This window comes from Corynebacterium sp. HMSC076G08, from assembly GCF_001811515.1.
Lineage (GTDB): Bacteria > Actinomycetota > Actinomycetes > Mycobacteriales > Mycobacteriaceae > Corynebacterium > Corynebacterium hiratae.
Genome location: NZ_KV805027.1, coordinates 1 through 387, shown reverse-complemented (window position 1 = coordinate 387; position 387 = coordinate 1). Strand labels below are relative to the sequence as shown.

The window sequence follows — 387 nt, the reverse complement described above, 5'->3', positions numbered from 1 at the left end:
AACACAAAAGAACAAAGAAATCACACAAACCACAACCCACCACCAACAAAAGAAGATGGCAAGCACATGGTTTAATGCTCGCGTCCACTATACAGTTCTCACACAACACCCCACACCAACCAACAACCATGAATATCGCATCACGACTGCTGCGCCACGTGCAGGTTACAACCAGGGAACAATGCCCCAGACACCCAACAATGCACCAAGCACTCTTCAACGTGTTAGTTAATTAATCATCCCAGTTAAGATGTATCTCCACCCGATTAACTTACGGTGGCAGCAAAACAATCGTTCACTCAACCACCAACCACACAACAAACCGTGTGGTTTACAGCACCAACTGGTGCCACAAAATATGCTCCTTAGAAAGGAGGTGATCCACCC

The 387-nt window shown here is 46.5% G+C and carries 1 protein-coding gene; it reads left to right on the top strand.

The window, feature by feature from the left end; genetic code table 11:
* Window positions 1–232: hypothetical protein (locus HMPREF2806_RS13730; protein ID WP_232745264.1), on the top strand; the 232-nt coding region annotated here is incomplete at its 5' end.
* Window positions 233–387 lie beyond the last annotated feature (155 nt).